Consider the following 17187-nt stretch of genomic DNA (forward strand, 5'->3'; position numbering starts at 1 on the left):
ATGCTTGACGATGGTCGCGATCCGACCCTCCATGTCGGTCTATAGCGATGGCCGAGGGAGAAGGGGCGCCATAAAAGCCGCATCCACATGGCTTGGCCTCTTGACAGGGAATGGGGGAGATATTCTATTAAATGACCATTCAGTTTATCCCATCCGGCGAGACGCATCTGAAACAGGAGACGATATGACGTCGGCGGTCGACCTGCTGATCGTCGGCGGCGGCATCAACGGCGCGGGCATCGCCCGCGACGCAGCCGGGCGCGGTCTGTCGACGATCCTCGTCGAGCAGGACGACCTCGCCGCCCACACCTCCTCGGCCAGCACCAAGCTGATCCATGGCGGCCTGCGCTACCTGGAATATCACGAGTTCCGGCTGGTGCGGGAATCGCTGCAGGAGCGCGAGCGGCTGATGGCGATCGCCCCGCACCTGATCGCGCCGCTCGACTTCTTCCTTCCCCATGCCGCCGGGCAGCGGCCCGCCTGGATGATCCGCGCCGGGCTGTTCCTCTACGACCATCTCGCGCGCCGCCGCCGGCTGCCCGCGTCGCGCGCCGTTTCCGCCCCGCATCATCCCGGCTTCGCCGTGCTCAAGCCCGGCTACCGGCGGGGCTTCACCTATGCCGACTGCCGGGTCGACGACAGCCGGCTGGTCGTGCTCAACGCGCTCGACGCCGCCGAGCGCGGCGCACTGGTCCGTCCCTATACCCGGCTGCTGTCGGCCCGCCGGGCGGGCGCCGTCTGGCAGGCCGAGATCGAGGACCGCGCCTCGGGCGCGCGGACGACCGTCGCCGCCCGCGCGATCGTCAACGCCGCCGGCCCCTGGGTCGCGGAGCTGCTCGAGACCCGCCTCGGCCGGCACGACGCCGACCGCATCCGCCTGGTCAAGGGCAGCCACATCATCGTTCCGCGCCGCTTCGACGGGGACTATGCCTTCATCCTCCAGAACCCCGACGGCCGGGTCCTGTTCGCCATCCCCTATCAGGACCGCTTCACCCTGATCGGCACGACCGACATCCCCTATGAGGGGCATCCGGCCGACGTCGCGATCTCCGAGCAGGAGGTCGCCTATCTCTGCGCGAATATCTCGGACTATTTCCGCACGCCGGTGACGCCGGCCGACGTCGTCCACAGCTTCTCCGGCCTGCGCGCGCTCCACGACGACGGAGCGGCCAGCGCATCGGCGGTCACCCGCGACTATCTCCTCGCCCTCGACGGTGGCGGCGACGAAGCCCCGCTGCTGTCGGTGTTCGGCGGCAAGATCACCACCTATCGCCGCCTCGCCGAGCATGCGATGGCGAAGCTGCTGCCCGCGCTCGGCCGCCCCGTCGCGCCGGGCTGGACCGCGCAGGCGCCGCTGCCCGGCGGCGACATCGGCGGCGAAGGCTTCGATACCTGGTCGGACGCGCTCGTCGCAAGTCGCCCCGGCCTGTCGCCCGCGCTGCTGCGCCGCCTCGGCAAGGCCTATGGAACACGGGTCGAGACGCTGCTCGGCGGCGCCGCGACGATGGACGACCTCGGCGCGGACCTGGGCGGCGGCCTGACCGAGGCCGAGGTCGACTATCTCGCCGCCCATGAATGGGCGCGGCGCCCCGACGACATCCTCTGGCGGCGCTCGAAGCTCGGCCTGCACGTCCCGCCCGGCACCGCCGCGCTGGTCGCGCAACGGCTGGACCGCATCGCCGCGCCGCCGCTTTCGCCACAAGGGAAGAACCCATGACCCAATTCGTCGGCGCGATCGACCAGGGCACGACCAGCTCGCGCTTCATCGTCTTCGACCGGCACGGCGCGATCCTCGCCGTCGCGCAGAAGGAGCATCGCCAGATCTATCCCCGTCCGGGCTGGGTCGAGCATGATCCGCTGGAGATATTGGCGAACACCCAGGAGGTGATCGGCGCCGCGCTGGCCCGCGCCAACCTGACCGCGGCGGACCTCGCCGCCGTCGGCATCACCAACCAGCGCGAGACCAGCCTGTTGTGGGACCGCGAGACCGGGCGACCGCTGTGCAACGCGCTCGTCTGGATGGACACGCGCACCGACGAGCTGGTGCAGCGCTATCGCCGCGACGGCGGGCAGGACCGGTTCCGCGACAAGACCGGCCTGCCGCTGGCGACCTATTTCTCGGCACTCAAGCTGCGCTGGATCCTCGACAATGTCGACGGCGCCCGCGCGCAGGCGGAATCGGGCCGCGCGCTGTTCGGGACGATCGACAGCTGGCTGGCCTGGAACCTGACCGGCGGCCCCGACGGCGGCGTCCACCTCACCGACGTCACCAACGCCAGCCGCACCATGCTGATGGACCTCGCGACCTGCCGATGGGACGACGAGCTGCTCGCGACCTTCGGCATCCCGCGCGCCTGCCTGCCGCGCATCGTCGCCTCGTCGGACCTGCACGGCACGATCCGGACGCCGCCGCTCGACGGCGCGCGCCTCGCCGGCATCCTCGGCGACCAGCAGGCCGCGCTGGTCGGCCAGGCCTGCTTCGCGCCGGGCGAGGCGAAGAACACCTACGGCACCGGCTCCTTCCTGCTGATGAACACCGGCACCGAACCCGTCCGGTCGAAGGCCGGGCTGCTCACCACCCTCGCCTACCGGTTCGGCGACGAGCCGCCCCGCTATGCGCTGGAGGGGGCGATCGCGATCACCGGCGCGCTCGTCCAGTGGCTGCGCGACAATCTCGGCCTGTTCGACTCCGCGCCGGAGATCGAGGCGCTCGCCCGGTCGGTGCCCGACAATGGCGACGTCTATATCGTCCCGGCCTTTTCCGGCCTCTACGCCCCCTATTGGGACGACAGCGCGCGCGGCGTGATCGCCGGGCTCACCCGCTTCTCGAACCGCGGCCATATCGCCCGCGCGGCGCTCGAGGCGACCGCCTATCAGCTCTGCGACGTCGTCGCCGCGATGGAGGCCGACAGCGGCATCCGGCTCGCCACGCTCAAGACCGACGGCGGCATGGTCGCCAACGAGCTGCTGATGCAGTTCCAGGCCGACATGCTCGGCGCGCCGGTGGTCCGCCCCCGGATCACCGAGACGACCGCGCTCGGCGCCGCCTATGCGGCGGGGCTGGCGGTCGGCTACTGGTCGGGCACGCAGGAGTTGCGCGACAATTGGGGCGTCGACGCAACCTGGCGGCCGACCATGCCGGCCGAGCTTCGCGCCCACCACCAGCGTTCGTGGAAGAAGGCGATCGGCAAGTCGCTCGGCTGGATCGATCGGCCGCAGGCCGCGGCGGACGACCTCGGGTGAACGTCTTCCTCGGCGAATTGCTGGGCACCGCCGCGCTGATCCTGTTCGGCAACGGGGTCGTCGCCGGCGCGCTGCTCAAGGCGTCGAAGGCGGAGAATGCCGGATGGATGGCGATCACCGCCGGCTGGGCCTTCGCCGTCTTCGTCGGCATCGTCGTCGCCAAGGCTTGCGGCAGCGCGGCCGCCTATCTCAACCCCGCCTTCGCGATCGGCATGGCGGTCCGGCATGGCGACTGGACCGGCATCCCGCAGGCGATCGCCGGCGAGCTGCTCGGCGCGATGCTCGGCGCCGCGCTGGTCTTCCTCCACTATCTTCCCCACTGGCGGGGCACCGCCGACCCGGCGATCAAGCGCGCGGCCTTCTGCACCGCGCCGGCGGTGCGCGACATCAGGGCGAACCTGGTCAGCGAGATCATCGGCACCTTCGCGCTGACCTTCGCGATCGGCGCGATGCTGTCCCCGGCGGTCGCGCCGCACGGCCTGGCCGACGGCGTCGGCCCCTATCTGGTCGCGGTGATCGTCTGGGCGATCGGCCTGTCGCTGGGCGGGACCACCGGCTATGCGATCAATCCGGCCCGCGACCTCGGCCCCCGCATCGCCCATGCGCTGCTGCCCATCCCCGGCAAGGGCGATTCCGACTGGCGCTACGCCCCCGTCCCGGTGCTCGGCCCCGTCATCGGCGCCGCGCTGGCCGGCCTCGCCTTGTCCCGCATCGGGGCCTGACGGCCGCGCAACCTACTGAATGAACGATCACTCATGGACGCGACGCTATTCTCTGGCATATGGGCCATGGGATATTGCATGGACGCTCGGGCACGGGCGTCCGCCCGGGCGGAATCCTGAAGAATAGAAAGAGATGGATTGTCGAAATCCATGTCCCTTATGGAGCGTTCAATGGACGTAGAAGACGGAACGAAAGCCGCTATCATCGAAGCGTCCATCAAGCTCTTCTACAACAAGGGCTATCGCGGCACGTCGATGCCGGACATCGCCAGCGAATGCAGCATCACCCCGGCGGCGATATATTACCACTTCAAGAACAAGGAGCAGGTCCTCTGGTCCTGCTACGAGAACCTCGTCGAGGAGCTGAACGAGCGGGTCATCAAGGAGGTCAACAAGTTCGACGACCCCAGGGCCAAGCTCGAACGGTTCATCGAGATCGTCTTCAACATATGGTTCGACCGGCCCGAACTCTCGCTGCTCCAGGCGGGGCCGATCGCCGACCTCTCGGCCAAGCGGACGTTCCAGTACAAGGTGCACCGGGCGAACTGGTTCAAGTTCGTCTACGACCTCATCGCCGAACTGGGCGGCTCCTTCCGCTCCGACGAGGAGTTGCGCTTCTCCTCGCTCATCCTGTCCAAGTCGCTGTCCTATCCCGAAACCCTGATCGGCGAGTTCGGATATGACCACGAGGATGTCAGCGACGACGTCAAGAAGAACATACTGGTCATGCTGAAGAAGTTCTACGTCCAGGCGCTGACCGGCGAGCGCTTCCCCGGCTGAACGTCCGCCCCCGGGTGGCGTCATGGGCCCGAGAAGGCTAGATGCCGCGCAGGCAGAAGAGGATTGACCATGACGCTGACGGATATGCTCGTTCCGACCTATGTGCAGATGCTCGGGGCGCTGTCGGCGTGGCTCGGCAAGGCCGGGGAGCAGAAGCCGTCCGGCGAGGCCGAAGCGCTCCTGCTCGCGCGCCTCGCTCCGGACATGTTCCCGCTATCGACCCAGATCCGGTTCGCCTGCGTCCAGGCGCAGGAGGGCATGGCGCGGCTGCGCGGCGAAGCGCTCCCGCCGTCGATAACGGTGCTGCTGGAGGAAGGGCGCAACGCCGCCGAGCGCCCCGGCTCGCTCGCCGACGCACGCGCGCGGATCGCCGAGACGCTGGCGATCGTCGAAGCGGCGGCGGCCGACATGCCGGACGTCGACCCGGAAATGCCGATCGCGCACGCCCTGCCGCAGGGCATGATCTTCGACCTGACGGCCGAGCAATATGTGCGCGACTGGACGCTGCCGCAATTCTACTTCCACGTCATGGCCGCCTACGCGATCCTGCGCGCGCAGGGCGTCGCGCTGGGCAAGGCCGACTATGTCGCGCACATGTTCGCCTATCTGCGACCGGGCACGCTGCCTGCCCAGCCCTGAGGCCGGGCCGCTCCGGCGCGACGGCTATCTCGACCGCAGCGACGACACGCCGTACCGCTCCATCAGCGGCAGGGTTCGGTTGGCGATCGCCGCCAGGTCCTCGATATAGTCGGGGACGACCAGCATCAGCCCGTCGAGTTCGCCTTCGAGCGCGGTGACCGACAGCCGGCGCGCCAGCGTCTCATAGGAACCGACCAGCTCGCCCGGCATCACGCAGCTCTGCTTCTCGCCGCCGGTCAGCGACAGCGACGCCTCGCTCAGCGCCTTGGCGCTGCGGTTCTGCTCATAGCCGGCGGCTATGTCGGCGAGGCATTCGCGGTCCACGCCCGCGTTGAAATGGTCCAGGCGCGCCTGGGCTTCCGCGTCCGTCTCGCCGGGGATGACCGTGACCAGCCCGAACGTCTTGAGGTTCGGCTTGCCCATGGCGCGCGCCGCCTCCTTGCACTGCCGCGCGGTCGCGATGAATTTGGGCCCGTCGCTCGCCGAGATGAAGGCGATGTCGCAATTGTCGGCCGCGAACTTGATCCCGCGCGGCGACGCGCCCGCATTGACCAGCTTCGGCATGCGCGACGGCTTGGGCCCCATGGTCGCCGCCTCGGTCGCGAAGAAGCGGCCCTTATGGTCGACGATCTCCTCGGTCCACAGCCGCTTGACGAGATGGACCCATTCGTCGGCCATGTCGTAGCGCTCGTCATGGTTGAGCTCGTCGTTCCAGAGCCCGAGATGCGCGAGATCCAGATAGCTGGATCCGGTCACCAGGTTGAGGCCGACCCGCCCCGCGCCGATCTGATCGAGGGTGGCGATCATCTTGGCGATGGTGGCGGGCGGAAACACCGTCATGTGGACGGTGCCGAAAATCTCGATCCGGCTGGTCGCCTGGAGCAGCGCCGCCGTCGTGGTGAGCGACTCGAGCGAATCCATCCAGTGCCGCGACGGCCCCTTCCGGCCGCGCCAGATGGCGGGGCTGAGCACGAAATCGAAACCGAGCGCCTCCGAGCGCTGCACGACGTCGAGGACATGCTGGAAGCTGCCGGGCGTGTATGGCGTGTTGACCGAATGGATCCAGCCATTTTTGCCGACGGGAATGAAAACTCCGACTTCGATATTCCTGGACATGCTCTTGATCCCATCCTGCAGTTGACCGATCCGACGATCGCATCCGGCCGACATATGCCGGCTGCCGGGGCTCAGGACGGCGCGGCACCGACGGAACGAAGGAAGCGCAGCAGCGCTTGCGAGAAACGTTCGGGCTGCTCGACATTGCTCACATGCCCGGCGCCCGGAATGACGGCCAGCTCGCTGCCCGCGATCTCGGCGCAGATCGCGCGCGCCTCCTCGACCGGCGTCAACCGGTCCTCCTCGCCGACGATGACCAGGGTCGGAACCCCGATCCGGTCGAGCTTGCCGACGACGTCGAAGTCGACCGTCGCCTTCAACGCCTTGAGATAGCTGTCGCGATGCAGCCGGGAGATGCTGTCGATCATCTCGGCGCGGGCGGTGGGGACGGCGCCCTCGCCGAGCAGCGAGGCGACGATCGGCACCGCCAGTTCGTCGAGCGCGACGCCGGCGAGGATCGGTTCGCGCCGCAGCGCGAGGAAGGCCTCGCGCTCGCTGGCGGGGATGTGCTGCATGCCGCGATCGGTATCGGCGAGGACCAGCGAGGCGACCCGATCGGGATGGCGCAGCGCGAATTCCATGGCGATGTTGCCGCCCATCGACAGGCCGACCAGATGCGCGCGCCGCCGATCGAAATGATCGAGCACGCGCAACAGGTCGTCGGCGACGTCGCCGAAGCTCAGCTCGCCCGCATAGTCGTCGCTGTCGCCATAGCCCCGCGCGTCCCAGGCGATGGCAAGGCAGGCAGGCGACAGCGCCTCGATCTGGGAAAGCCAGTTGCGCCGGTTGCCGCCGACGCCGTGCAGCATCACCACCAGCTCGCCCTCCCCCGCGAAGGAGAGGGCAAGCCGCGGCGTCCCCGCCACCACGGCCGAGCGGACCGTCATGGCATGGCTCCGTGCGGCGCCCGCATCCTAGAAGCTCCGCCGGACGCGCAGGCCATAGGTGCGGGGCGCCGCATATTGGACGCCGTCGCCATTGGCCTGGGCATAGATCGCCGCCGCGTAGCGCTTGTCGGTGAGGTTGCGGCCGAACGCCGTCACCGCCCAGTTCTTGTCCCGCGACGTCCAGCCGAACGACGCGTTGAGGGTATCGTAGCGGCCCTGGCGCAGCCGTTCGTCGGGCGAGCCGACGAACCCGTCGCTATGATAATAGGTCATGTTGAGATCGAGCGATCCGTTGGGCAACGGCACCGAATAGTCGGCCGACAGGTTGAGCGTCCAGTCCGGGGTGTAGGACAGCCGGTTGCCCTTCGCGCTCCCCGTCGCGATGATCGTGCCGCCGCCCGGCGCCGGCGTGGTGATATCGGCATTGGGGAACGAGGTGTAGCGGCCATGGACCAGCGACAGGCCGAGGCCCAGCCGCAACCGCGACGATACCGAGGCTTCGGCGTCGAGGTCGAGGCCGTATATCTCGGCGCCCGCCCCGTTGTAGAGCACCAGGATGCCGTTCGAGTAGCGGGTCACCTGCAGGTTCTTGTAGTCATAGTAGAAACCCGCCGCGTTGAAGCGCAGGCGGCGGTCGAACAGGGTCGACTTCAGGCCGACCTCATAGGCGTCGAGCGTCTCGGGCAGATAGGGCGTCGCCGGGATGACGAGGTCGTTGAAGCCGCCCGACTTGAAGCCGCGATTGGCCGAGGCGTAGACCAGCACCCCGCTGTCGAACTTGTGGTCGAGCGATACCCGCCAGGTCAGCTTGCGGAAGGTCTTCTTGCCCTCGTCCGCGAACGGCCCCAGCGGGAACGGCGCGTCGAAGCTCTGCTCGGCATGCCATTTGCGGCGGTCGATCGTGTAGCGCAGGCCGAGCGTCAGGCCGGTGCCTTCGCCGAGGTGGATCGTCGACTGGCCATAGAGCGCGCCCGAATAGGTCTTCTGCCCGCTGTCGAAGGCGATGCCGGTGAGCGGCGCGAGCCCGCCGCCCGACAGCGCCGCCGGGCGCCAGCCGCCATCGGCGTAGAAGAGGTAGAGGCCCGCGGTCCAGTCGAGCCCGGCGCCGGCGGGTGACTGGAGCTGGAATTCCTGGCTCGCCTGCTCCGCCCGGTCGTAGAGCTTGACCAGCGTCAGGAAGGCGGGATCGGTCACCGCGTTCGGGAAGAAGATCGTCCCCCGGCTCTTGCGATAGGCGGTGGTGCTGACGAAGTGGAGCACGTCGAACTCATGCTCGATCTTGAGGCTCGCGCCGCCCTGGGTGAACCTGTTCCGGTAGGGCGCGGGCACCGCCACGTCCTGGCCGTCGAGCAGCGGCGTTCCCCCCGGCGGGGTCGTCCCCGGCGCGGGCCCCTGGGCGGTGGCGCCGCTGTTGCGCGCATAATCGGCGATGAAGGTCAGCTTGGTGTGGTCGCCGGGCGTCGCCACCCATTTCGACCGCGCCGCGAAGCTGTCGGTCTTGTTGATCTCCTGCCCGGTGACCAGATTGTCGCCATAGCCGTCGCCCTGGCGGCGGACATAGAGCGCGAGGTCGGCGGCGACCGTCTCGGACAATCCGCCGCCGAGATAGGCGTTGGCCGTCAGCGTCTTGTAATTCTCGTAGGAGAGGCTCGCCTCCCCCTCGACGGCCTGGCCCGGCTCGCGGGTGATGATCTGGATCAGACCGCCGGTCGCGTTACGACCGAACAGGGTGCCCTGCGGTCCCTTGAGCACCTCGATCCGCTCGATATTGTTGAACGACAGGATGCTGCCGCCCTGATGGGCATAATAGACCCCGTCGACATAGGTCGCGATCGGGTTCTCCAGGGTCGGCGTGTCGGCGGTGGTGCCGATGCCGCGGATGCGCGGCTGGCCATAGCCGCCGACGCTGTTGAAGGTGAGCCCCGGCGTCAGGATGACGAGATCGGGGGTGCCCTGGATGTTGGCAGCTTCGAGCGTCTTCGCGGCGAGCGCCGTCACCGCGATCGGGACGTTCTGGAGGTTCTGCGCGCGGCGCTGCGCCGTCACGACGATCTCGGCGATCCCGCCGTCATCGGCGGCGGCGGCGGCCGGAGCCGGGGCCGCGGGCGTCGCCTGGGCCAGCGCGGCGCCGCTCGCCGAGGCGATCAGCGCGAGGAGCAGCCCGGTTCGGGCCGAACGCTGCAAGGAGCAAGCCATGGTGATCATCTCTTTTCCCCCTATTTCCTGGCGGCCGGCAGATAGGCCACGGCGTCGACCTCGAGCATCATCTCGGGCGAGATGAGCTCGCTCACCCGCATGCCGGTGCTCGCCGGCTTGTGATCGCCGAAATATTCGCGGCGAACCTCCCAATAGGCCTTGGTCGCCGCGCCATCGCTGAGGCTGACCGTGAAATAGGTGGTGAGCCGGATCACCGCGCGGAGATCGCAACCGGCGAGCTGCAGCACTTCCCGCATGTTGCGGAACACCTGGGCCGACTGGGCCCTGAGGTCGCCCGGTCCGACCAGATTGCCGTCCGCGTCGAGCGGCACCTGCCCCGAAAGGTAGAGGAAGTCGCCACAGGCGACCATCTGCGAGAGCGGATAGTCGCGGTCCCATTGCCAATCGGGACGAAGAAACCTCGGATTGTTCATGATCTGCCCCCTCCTTGATGCCGTGCTATATTTGATGCCTATAATAAAACCCTATCGGTCGGTGCCGCCGGCGGGCCCGCGCCATCATCCTCCCGCCCGCCGCAGCCCGGCGACGAGGACATATTTGAGCGTGCAATAATCCTCGAGGCCATGATGCGAGCCCTCGCGGGAATGACCGCTCTGCTTGACGCCGCCGAACGGCGCGAGCTCGGTCGAGATCAGCCCCGTATTCAACCCGACCATGCCATATTCGAGCGCCTCGCTGACCCGGAAGGCGCGACCGAGATCGCGGGTGTAGACATAGGCGGCGAGGCCCGTCTCGCTGGCATTGGCCTGGGCGATCACCTCCTCCTCGTCGGTGAAACGGAACAGCGCGGCGACGGGGCCGAACGTCTCTTCGCGGGCGATCCGCATCGTCGGCGTGGCGCCGATGAGCAGGGTCGGCGCATAGAAGGTGCCGCCGCGCGGATGGCGCCGGCCGCCCAGTGCTACGGTGGCGCCGCCGGCGACGGCATCGGCGACATGCGCCTCGACCTTGGCGAGCGCCCGTGCGTTGATCAGGGGGCCCTGGGCGACGCCGGGCTCGGTGCCGGGCCCGACCTGGAGGCTCTCGATCGCCGTTGCCAGCCGCGACGCGAAGGCGTCGTGGACCGCGTCCTGGACATAGAGCCGGTTGGCGCAGACGCAGGTCTGCCCCATGTTGCGGAACTTGGCGGCGATCGCCCCTTCGACCGCGGCATCGAGATCGGCGTCGTCGAAGACGATGAAGGGCGCGTTGCCGCCGAGTTCGAGCGCCACCCGCTTCACCGTCGGCGCGGCCTGCGCCATCAGCCGGCGGCCGACCTCGGTCGAGCCCGTGAAGCTGACCACCCGCACGGCGGGGTGGCCGGTCATCACCGCGCCGATCGCCGCCGCGTCGCCGGTGACGATGTTGAGGACCCCCGGCGGAAGCCCGGCCCGGACCGCAAGCTCGCCGAGCGCCAACGCGGTCAGCGGCGTCTCCGGCGCCGGCTTGACCAGCGCGGTGCAGCCGACGGCGAGGGCCGGCGCCACCTTGCGGGTGATCATCGCCGCCGGGAAGTTCCAGGGCGTGATCGCGCCGATCACCCCTATCGGCTCCCGCGTGACGAGGATGCGCGCATCGGCGCGGTGGCTCGCCAGGGTCTCGCCAGCGACCCGCTTGGCCTCCTCGGCATAATATTCGACGAAGGCCGCGGCATAGTCGATCTCGCCCAGCGCCTCGGCGAGCGGCTTGCCCTGCTCGCTGGTGAGGATCAGGGCGAGGTCGGCGCGATGGGCCCGGATCTGCTCGAACCAGGCGCGCAGCACCGTCGCGCGCTCCTTCGCGGTCCGCGCGGCCCAGGCGGGAAAGGCCGCCTGCGCCTGCTCGACGGCGGCGGTCGCCGCTTCGGCGCCGAGGCGCGGCACCCGGGCGATCGTGCGGCCGGTGGCCGGATCGACCACCGGCTCCACGGGATCGCCGACGAAGCGACCGCCGATCAGGCAGCGCTCGACCAGCAGCGACGGATCGTCGAGGACGAGCCCCTCGGTCATGCCGCCAGCGCCTGTTCGAGCTTGGCGAGCCCGGCATCGAGGATATCGTCCGGAACGGTCAGCGGCACCAATATCCGGATGACGTTGCCGTGGATGCCGCAGGACAGCAGGATCAATCCCGCCTCGCGCGCCGCCTCGACGACCCGGCGCGTCGTCTCGGGGTCGGGCTCATAGCCGGTCCGCGAAGTGACGATGTCGAAGCCGATCATCGCGCCGGGCCCGCGGATTTCGGTGATCGGCACGAGGTCGTTGCGCCGCGCCAACAGCCGCAGCCGTTCCTTGATACGCGCCCCGATCGCGACCGCGCGGTCGAGCAGTTGCTCCTCCGCGATCACGTCGAGCACGGCGAGCGCCGCCGCGCAGGCGACCGGGTTGCCGCCATAGGTGCCGCCCATTCCGCCCGGCTCGCTTGCCTCCATGATCGCGGATCGACCGATCACGCCCGAGAGCGGGAAACCCCCGGCCAGCGACTTGGCGACGGTGACGAGGTCGGGCTCGACCCCCGAATGCTCGATGGCGAACATCCGCCCGGTCCGCCCGAAGCCGGTCTGGACCTCGTCCGCGATCAGGATGATGCCGTGCCGGTCGCAGAGGGCACGCAACGCCCTGAGCAGTTCGACGGGAGCCTCGTAGAAGCCGCCCTCCCCCAGGATCGGCTCGATGATCAAGGCGGCGACCCGGCCCGGCTCGACGGCGACCCTGAAGACCATCTCGATCGCGCGCAGCGTCTCCTCGACGCTGCCGCCATGCGCCGCGACCGGAAAGGGGACATGGAAGATCTCGCCGGGCATCGGCCCGAACTGCTGCTTGTACGGGGCGACCTTGCCGGTCATCGCCATCGCCAGCAGGGTGCGGCCATGGAAGCCGCCGCCAAAGGCGATCACGGCCGACCGGCCGGTCGCCGCCCGCGCCAGCTTGACCGCATTCTCGGTCGCCTCGGCTCCGGTGGTGAACAGGATCGTCTTCGCCTCGCCGGTGAAGGGCGCGAGCGCGTTCAACCGCTCGGCGAGCGCGACATAGGGTTCATAGGCCGCGACCTGGAACGCCATATGGGTGTAGAGCGCCAACTGCTCCTGCACGGCGGCGATGACCTTGGGGTGGCGGTGCCCGGTGTTGAGCACGGCGATGCCGCCGGCAAAATCCACATAATGCTGGCCGTCGACGTCCCAGATCTCGGCATTGTCGGCGCGGGCCGCGAAGATCGGAAAGGCCGTGGCGACCCCGCGCGCCACCGCCTGACGCCGGCGTGCCAGAAGATCCGCGTTGCTGGTCATGCACTGCCCCCCGTGTCGCCTTGCCGGGGATATGCCCGAGCTGGACGGGTCGTGGAGAGCGGGATTCGAGAAGCCATGTGGTGACTAGGAGTCACCATCACCGGGTGTCAGCCATGCTCCGCCAGGGCGTTCGCGAGCCAGCGACGGAAGCGCGCGATGACGGGATCCGACCATCGCGATTGCGCCGTCGTCAGCACATAGGGCTCGAGCTGGATCTCGAGCGGCAAGGCCATGGCGAGCCGTCCGCTCGCGAGTTCCTCGCGGACCAGTATCCGGTTGGCGAGTGCGATGCCATGGCCCTGCACCGCGGCCTCGATCGCCGCATCGGCGTGCGAGAGCCGCGGCCCGCCGAGCGGCGGCACGATCCCGAGCCCGGTCTTCTCGAACCAGTTGCGCCATTGGTCGCGCGAGGATTCGTGGAGCAGCCGCTCCTCGACCAGCGCCGCCGCCGAGGCGAACGGCCCCCGGCTCGCGAGGAACGCCGGGGCGGCGACGGGGAAGAAGGGCGGATGGACGAGCACCTCGCTCGCCACCCTCGACTGGCTGCGCGCGCCATAATGTATCTCCACATCGGCGTCGCCGCGTTCGAGATTGGCGACGGCGAGGGTCGGGTTGAGCAATATGTCGCAGTCGGTCATCGTCTGCTCGAGCTCGGGCAGGTGCCGGGTCAGCCAGCAGGTGGCGAGGCCCGGCGCGCACCAGATCCGCAGCTCGCGCCGGGCGCGGGGGGAAATCTCCTCGACGGCGGCATCGAGCAGGTCGAAGGCCTGCGCCAGATATGTCTGGAAACGCTCGCCGCTATCAGTCAGCCGCACGCCCGTCCGCTCGGTCTGGACCAGCCGCGTGCCGAGCGCCCCTTCGAGATTGCGGATATGGCGGCTGACCGCCGAATGGTCGATCGACAACTCGGCCGCGGCGCCCCGGATGCTGCCATGGCGGGCGACCGCCTCGAACGCTCGAAGCGGAGTCAATGGTGGAAGGCGCCGCCGCATGTACCGTCTGACATCCCAGAATGTGAGCCCATGGCACAGTCACACAGCCGGGCCGCCAAGTCATCAGTCGGCGATGCGGCCGTGTCGCCGCGCGGCTCGAAGCGATGCGCCGATGGCTGAGAGAGGAAACGCTTTCTCGATCGCCTCGCCGGCCGTTCATCCTGTCGACGGATGAACAGCGGGGCGATCCTCGATCTTCCCGTCATCGCGACGCATGCGCGGAACCCGCTCGCGGGCGATCGGTTCATCCCGAAAAGGATCTGGCCATGCCCCTGAAGCTTGACGGATCGTGCCGCTGCGGCGCGATCCGCTTCGCCGCCGACAGTCACGCGCCGGTACCGTTCATGCGGTGCTATTGCTCGATATGCCGGAAGACCGCGGGCGGTGGCGGCTATGCCGTCAACCTCCACGCCGACAAGCGGACGCTGAAGGTCGAGGGCCGGACCGCGATCTTCCATGCCGAACTCGACGACGGTCGGGGCGGGTGCCGCGTCAGCACGGGCGAGCGGCATTTCTGTCCCGCATGCGCCAGCGCGCTATGGGTGTTCAGCCCTGAATATCCCGCGCTCTTCCATCCCTTCGCATCGGCCATCGACAGCGAACTGCCCAAGGCCCCGTCGCTCGTTCACATGATGCTCTCCTCCAAGGCCTCCTGGGTCGAGCCCGAGATCGGTCTGCACGACCAATGCTTCGAGGAATATCCGGAGGATGCGCTGGAGGACTGGCACCGGGCGCATGGCCTCTGGATCGACTAGCGTTCGCGCGCCTCGGCATCCGGTACTTCGAAGTCGTCGAGGACCCCGGCGGCGAAGGCGTTGGTCCACCTTCAGCGATGGCGCGCGGCTGCCGACGAGATAGATCAGGGTTTCGCCAGGAGATGCCGCAGTTCCGCGCGGTGGATCGCGGTGTAATCGCGCCGGTTGATCGATCGCGTCGTCGAGACCTCCCGTTCCTCACGATCAGTCCAGGCGGTTCTTCACGATCTCGCCGGCGCGCATGATGAGATCGAGCTTGCGACCGTCGGCCGCGAGCAAGGCGATATCCTTCAGGGGATCGCCGTCGACGACGATGAGATCGGCGTGGGCGCCGGGCCTCACGCAGCCGAGCTTGCCTTCCTGCATCAGGATTTCGGCGCCTGTCGATGTCGCCTGCCGCAGCATTTCGAGCGGCGTGAACACCTGACGGCGGAACTCGAATTCGCGACATTGCCGATCATAGGTCGAGCCGAGCAGATCGGTGCCGAAGCCCATCTTCACGCCGGCGTCGCGCATGTGCTGGAGCCCTTCGATCGCCGCGTCGGCCGCGACCTCGAGCTTGGCCATGCTGTCCGGGGTCATGCCGAGCGCGGCGCCGACCTCCATGCTGACGAAGATCACCGACATCGTCGGCACGACGAAGGCGCCGCGCTCGGCGACGAACCGGGCCGTCTCCGCATCGATCAGCGTGGCATGCTCGATGCACCGGACGCCGAACTCGATCGAGCGGCGGATCGCGCTGACCGGATGGCAATGCGCCGAGACATAGGTCCGCCGCTCGATGCATTCGTTGACGATCGCGCGGGTCTCGTCCTCGCGGAACTGGTTCATCCACATCGGATCGCTCGGCGACATCACGCCGCCGGAGGCGACGATCTTGATGCAATGCGCGCCGCGGCGCAGTTCCTCCCGCGCCGCCTTGATGCATGCGTCGACGCCGTCGACCACGACGCCGCCCCAGTTCATCGATCCGCACGAGCAATAGCCATGGGTATGATGCTGCTCGTTGGGCGTCCTGTAGTCGACGTGACCGCCGGTCATCGACAGCACCTTGCCGGCGTAGAAAAAACGGGGCGCCCGGATCAGCCGGTCCTCGATGGCCGAGGCCAGCGAATAGTCGCCGCCGCCGATGTCGCGCACGGTGGTGAAGCCGCAGTCGAGCGCATGTCCGAGCTTCTTGACGGCATGCGCCGTCCGGTAGGGCGCGTCGCGGCTGTCGACGAGCTTCGCGTTCATATCCGAAAAATAGGCATGGACGTGAAGATCGATCAGTCCGGGCATCAGGGTCTTGCCGCCGACGTCGATCCGCCGCGCCCCGTCCGCCTTGATCGGACGATCGGAGACCTCGCGGATGACGCCGTCTTCCACCGATACGGACATGCCTTCCGGACACTCCGCCGAATGGCCGTCGAATATTCGTGCGTTTTCAAGGACGACGATCGTCATGTCTTTCTCGCCGATGGTATTTCCGATGTCCCGTCGCGTTCCTTCGCGCAGCCCCCGTCAGCCGCGCAGATAGCAGGCGCGCAGGAAGCTGAACCAGGCCGGCACGCCCCCGCTCAGATGGCTTTCGAGGGGGATGATTTCGGTCGAAACCTGCAGGCCGGGCAAAGGGTTCTGCGAGGTTTCGGCGAGCAGCCGGGTGGTGCCGCGGGCCAGGAGCCACTGATAGATGCTCGGTTGCGCCAGTTCGCGAGCGCCCAGCGTGATGTGCAGATGGCGGTCCGAATAATCCCGCTGCGTGGCGACCGCCTCGCGGTACAGCTCGAAAATCTGGCTGTCTTCCCCGATGATGCCGGGGCTGCTGGCGCCGATCCGCTTGAACAGGTCCGATCGCTTGATCGCGACATAGGCCGCGAACAGGCCGCCATAGGACACGCCCCAGAGGCCGACATTGTCGGCGTCGATCCGAAAGGCCTTCGCCAGTTGCGGGTGAAGCTCCTGCTCCAGGAAGGCGAGGAACTTGTCGGCCGCCGGGTTGGCGAACATCTCGAGATAGCGATCGCCCTCCTCCCGCGGCATGAGCCCGGCCTGGACGGTCATGTCGACGGCCTGCATCATGACGTCCGGAACCTTCTCCCCCGGCGGAAGCAGATCGCGGACGCGCAGCCACGCCCATGCGTGGCTTTCCTGTGCGCTATAGCCGACGGACACGAGAATGAAGGGAAGCTGGGGCGACATGGTGTCGCTCTGTCCCGGCTGGTGAAACGGCGTCGTGGTCGGGAAGAACAGATTGCCGTCGACCTGATAGACGACCGGATAGGCCCGTGTCGGATCGGCGTCATATTGCGCCGGCGGGGTGACCCAGGCGCTGAAGCGTTCCCCGGCGATATTCGAGTCGATCTCGAAATATCGGGTGGATGGGAAGAGCGCGTCGAACGACGGCGTCGTCTCGGTCAATCCGAAGAGGGGCGTCGCGGCTCCGCCGTTGCCGTCGGTTCTTCCTGCGGCGGCACGTGCGGGCGTGATGGCCGCGACCGCGGCTTCCGTCACCAGGCTACCGATCGACGAGGGCGATGGGCGGTCCTCGGGCGTGTTCATGGGAAATCCTTCCATGTGATGCAGGTCGAAAAACGGCGCGGACGGACGCAGGCC

Annotated in this window: 15 protein-coding genes; 6 read left to right on the plus strand and 9 right to left on the minus strand. The window is 68.2% G+C overall.

All coding sequences use genetic code 11. The features are described 5' to 3' along the window. Positions 1-184: 184 nt before the first annotated feature. The 5 genes from glpD to HRJ34_RS10650 all read left to right on the plus strand — a co-directional run bounded on the left by glpD (position 185) and on the right by HRJ34_RS10650 (position 5384). Complete coding sequence (gene glpD / locus HRJ34_RS10630) at positions 185-1717, plus strand: glycerol-3-phosphate dehydrogenase (RefSeq protein WP_208634065.1); 1533 nt, start codon at positions 185-187, stop codon at positions 1715-1717. Then, positions 1714-3243, plus strand: coding sequence for a glycerol kinase GlpK (glpK, locus tag HRJ34_RS10635; protein WP_208634066.1), 1530 nt, complete (start codon positions 1714-1716; stop codon positions 3241-3243). Before glpD ends, glpK begins: the two co-directional genes overlap by 4 nt. Beyond that, positions 3240-3965: an MIP/aquaporin family protein gene (locus tag HRJ34_RS10640; protein ID WP_208634067.1), complete on the plus strand. Its 726-nt coding sequence runs from the start codon at positions 3240-3242 to the stop codon at positions 3963-3965. The genes glpK and HRJ34_RS10640 overlap by 4 nt, the downstream gene beginning before the upstream one ends. 171 nt (positions 3966-4136) lie before the next feature. Further along, on the plus strand, positions 4137-4745 hold the full coding sequence (locus HRJ34_RS10645; RefSeq protein WP_012050396.1) for a TetR/AcrR family transcriptional regulator: 609 nt from the start codon (positions 4137-4139) through the stop codon (positions 4743-4745). A gap of 69 nt (positions 4746-4814) precedes the next feature. Continuing rightward, positions 4815-5384, plus strand: a complete 570-nt coding sequence (locus HRJ34_RS10650; protein WP_012050395.1) for a DUF1993 domain-containing protein — start codon at positions 4815-4817, stop codon at positions 5382-5384. Positions 5385-5408: 24 nt separating this feature from the next. Here HRJ34_RS10650 and HRJ34_RS10655 read toward each other — a convergent pair whose 3' ends face one another. From HRJ34_RS10655 to HRJ34_RS10685, 7 genes are all read right to left on the minus strand, one after another. Beyond that, positions 5409-6500, minus strand: coding sequence for an LLM class flavin-dependent oxidoreductase (locus HRJ34_RS10655; protein WP_012050394.1), 1092 nt, complete (start codon positions 6498-6500; stop codon positions 5409-5411). Positions 6501-6571: 71 nt separating this feature from the next. Next, a complete protein-coding gene (locus HRJ34_RS10660; protein ID WP_208634068.1) occupies positions 6572-7387 on the minus strand; it encodes an alpha/beta fold hydrolase in 816 nt (271 codons plus the stop codon). 27 nt (positions 7388-7414) lie between these two features. Beyond that, positions 7415-9592, minus strand: a complete 2178-nt coding sequence (locus HRJ34_RS10665; protein WP_208634069.1) for a TonB-dependent receptor — start codon at positions 9590-9592, stop codon at positions 7415-7417. Between the two features lie 11 nt (positions 9593-9603). Further along, the gene (locus tag HRJ34_RS10670) at positions 9604-10017 is read right to left on the minus strand and encodes a RidA family protein (protein WP_208634070.1); all 414 of its coding nucleotides are present in this window, start codon (positions 10015-10017) and stop codon (positions 9604-9606) included. Between the two features lie 84 nt (positions 10018-10101). Next, positions 10102-11571, minus strand: coding sequence for an NAD-dependent succinate-semialdehyde dehydrogenase (locus tag HRJ34_RS10675; RefSeq protein ID WP_012050390.1), 1470 nt, complete (start codon positions 11569-11571; stop codon positions 10102-10104). Beyond that, positions 11568-12845: a 4-aminobutyrate--2-oxoglutarate transaminase gene (gabT, locus tag HRJ34_RS10680; RefSeq protein ID WP_012050389.1), complete on the minus strand. Its 1278-nt coding sequence runs from the start codon at positions 12843-12845 to the stop codon at positions 11568-11570. Before gabT ends, HRJ34_RS10675 begins: the two co-directional genes overlap by 4 nt. A gap of 107 nt (positions 12846-12952) precedes the next feature. After that, positions 12953-13816, minus strand: a complete 864-nt coding sequence (locus tag HRJ34_RS10685; RefSeq protein ID WP_016743912.1) for a LysR substrate-binding domain-containing protein — start codon at positions 13814-13816, stop codon at positions 12953-12955. A 287-nt stretch (positions 13817-14103) separates the two neighbouring features. Here HRJ34_RS10685 and HRJ34_RS10690 point away from each other — a divergent pair, with 287 nt between their 5' ends. Continuing rightward, positions 14104-14592 (plus strand): GFA family protein, encoded by a 489-nt coding sequence (locus tag HRJ34_RS10690; protein ID WP_208634071.1) that lies wholly within the window; start codon positions 14104-14106, stop codon positions 14590-14592. A gap of 204 nt (positions 14593-14796) precedes the next feature. Here the strand turns inward: HRJ34_RS10690 and HRJ34_RS10695 are convergent, their stop codons facing one another. Next, positions 14797-15972: a metal-dependent hydrolase family protein gene (locus HRJ34_RS10695; RefSeq protein WP_226949146.1), complete on the minus strand. Its 1176-nt coding sequence runs from the start codon at positions 15970-15972 to the stop codon at positions 14797-14799. Between the two features lie 123 nt (positions 15973-16095). Next, complete coding sequence (locus HRJ34_RS10700; RefSeq protein WP_012050385.1) at positions 16096-17133, minus strand: alpha/beta hydrolase; 1038 nt, start codon at positions 17131-17133, stop codon at positions 16096-16098. Between the last annotated feature and the right edge of the window lie 54 nt (positions 17134-17187).

Source organism: Rhizorhabdus wittichii (genome assembly GCF_017607425.1).
Lineage (GTDB): Bacteria > Pseudomonadota > Alphaproteobacteria > Sphingomonadales > Sphingomonadaceae > Rhizorhabdus > Rhizorhabdus wittichii.